This is a genomic window from Acidithiobacillus sp. TH-A35, from assembly GCF_057473505.1.
Window position 1 is genome coordinate 1 of record NZ_JBYCKR010000003.1, and the last position, 2,328, is coordinate 2,328.

The window sequence follows — 2,328 nt, forward strand, 5'->3', positions numbered from 1 at the left end:
GGTCCCGAGGATGACACCCATGTCCCTGAAGAACTCGTCTATCCCGGCACGGTACCCGCCGCCGCTGAGTGGCACCAGATGCTGGTCCCCGCCAAGGCGCTGACTCCGGTTGCCGATCTGACCGTCGAAAGTGAACCGGTACAGGAGCGCTCTCGCGACGCCGGGCAATCGTCGGCGCCGGAGGTAGAAAGCTTACCCGCACAGGGGTCAATGCCTGAGACCGTTCAAGAGCCGGTAAACGAGGTCCTTCAGGAATCCATACCGGTGGCAGTGCAACAGGAGTCCGCCCAGGAGCCCGTACAGGGTGACTTACTGGCCGTGGAGGCGGTGGAACATCAGGAAGCGGTATCTGTTGCCGTCCCCGGTGAAGCCGAGCAGCAGTCTTTCCCGCTGGGCGACGGCTGAGAAACGGCTACTTAGCCGCTCAAACCGAATGAGCAGTAGTGCCTCATTCCCGCCGCCATGTGGTGCCGCCGGGGCCATCTTCGAGGATGACTCCAACGGCTGTTAATTCCTGCCGGATCCCGTCGGCGCCGACAAAATCGCGGGTCTGCCGCGCTGCGGCGCGCGCGGCAATACGCTCCTCAATCCAGCTCGCATCCGTCTCCTTGCCGCGGAGAAAATCCTCTGCATCTTGTCCCAGCAAGCCCAGCACACCCGCCAGTTCACGTAGCAAAGTGGCGAGCGGCGCGGCTACTTCGCTGCCTTCATCCCGCAGGCGATTAATCTCGCGAGCCAGATCAAACAGCACGGCAAGGGCTGCTGGCGTATGAAAGTCGTCACTCATGGCGGCATGGAAACGCTCCCGCCACTCGCTACCCAGCTCCGCCACGATTTTGCGCCTGGGCATCCCGCGCAGGGTGGTGTAGAGCCGGGTGAGGCCCGCCTTGGCTTGCTCCAGCGCCTCTTCCGCATAGTTCAGCGGACTGCGGTAATGGCTGGACAGGATGAAAAAGCGCAGCACCTCGCCCGAATAACGGGGTAAGAGTTCCCGCACTGTGAAGAAATTATTCAGCGATTTGGACATTTTCTCGTCGTTGATGCGGACAAAGCCGTTGTGCATCCAGTAATGGGCAAAAGCGCAGCCCGCGCCCTGTGACTGAGCGATTTCATTCTCATGATGCGGGAACTGCAGATCCGCACCACCACCATGAATATCAAAGGCACAGCCCAGGGCATCGGCGGACATGGCGGAACATTCGATATGCCAACCGGGCCGTCCTTCTCCCCAGGGGGAAGCCCAGGACGGCTCGCCGGGCTTGACCGCCTTCCACAGGGCAAAGTCCAGAGGATCACGCTTGTCTTCGCCAATATCCACCCGCGCGCCCGACGTTAACTCGTCAATGGATTTCCCGGACAGGCGCCCGTATTCCGGGAAGCTGCGCACCGCGTAGTACACATCGCCATTGGCCGCCGCATAGGCATGCCCTCTGTTGATGAGTTCGCCGATCAGGGTTTGCATGGCGCCCACATGCTCCGTCGCCCGCGGTTCCAGATCAGGGCGCTGGCAGAGCAACGCCGCCTCATCTTCGTGCATGGCGTCGATGAAGCGTGCCGTGAGAGACTGGATCGACTCGCCACACTCCAACGCCCGACGAATGATTTTATCGTCGATATCGGTGATATTGCGGACGTAAGTCACCTCGTAGTCACGCTCACGCAGATAGCGCACCACCGTATCAAAGGTGACCATGACCCGGGCATGGCCGAGATGACAGAAGTCATATACGGTCATCCCGCAGACGTAGAGCCCCACATGATTGGGGCGCAGCACCTCCAGCGGCGTTTTACTGCGGCGTAGGGTGTCAAAGAGGGTCAGTACCGGCAGGGTGGTCATATTTTCAGCCTCGACAAACGTTCAGGAGCGTTGGGCAGCGGCATGAAGACGCGTTAACGCGCGCTCTTCACCGATGAGAGGGAGGAGCGCCGCCAGTTCCGGTCCGTGGGTGAGCCCGGTAAGCGCGGCGCGCAGGGGCATGAACAGCGCCTTACCGCGCTGCCCGCTTGCTTGCTGCAAGGTTTTGGTCCAGAGCCGGTAGTCGCCACCCGACGCCCGCAGCGTCGCCTGAGCGACGGACCAGAACTCAGGGCTGGCTCCGGTGATGGCCCCGGCGGCCTCGGCGTCGACCGTGGGGGAGGCAAAACAGCGCTCAGCCCAATCCAGTGCATCAGCGGGCAGCAGGATATTGGCACGCACCGCCGCCACAAAATGCATTTCCTGCCCTGTCGGCACTTTGTCCTGCAGATGGGGCGCCAACCAGTTCCAGGCGGCGGCATCGTCCAGCGACTGTACCGCTTCGTGCTGCCAATGCTGCAACTGCACCATAT

The 2,328-nt window shown here is 61.7% G+C and carries 1 protein-coding gene and 2 pseudogenes; 1 reads left to right on the forward strand and 2 read right to left on the reverse strand.

Annotated features, from left to right (window positions below; genetic code table 11):
- Nucleotides 1-405 (forward strand): annotated as a pseudogene (locus tag AC2VNK_RS00130) (ribonuclease E); the annotation flags it as partial.
- Between the two features lie 43 nt (nt 406-448).
- On the opposite strand, the gene cysS reads toward AC2VNK_RS00130, so the two are convergent.
- Entirely contained in the window at nt 449-1,837 is a 1,389-nt protein-coding gene (gene cysS / locus AC2VNK_RS00135; RefSeq protein WP_291524306.1) for a cysteine--tRNA ligase, read from the reverse strand.
- Nucleotides 1,838-1,858: 21 nt separating this feature from the next.
- Nucleotides 1,859-2,328, reverse strand: a pseudogene (locus tag AC2VNK_RS00140) (glutamate--tRNA ligase); the annotation flags it as partial.

Excerpts from the sequence above, each read along its gene's own strand:
- cysS (WP_291524306.1), bottom strand. The coding sequence starts at position 1,837 with ATGACCACCCTGCCGGTACTGACCCTCTTTGACACCCTACGCCGCAGT.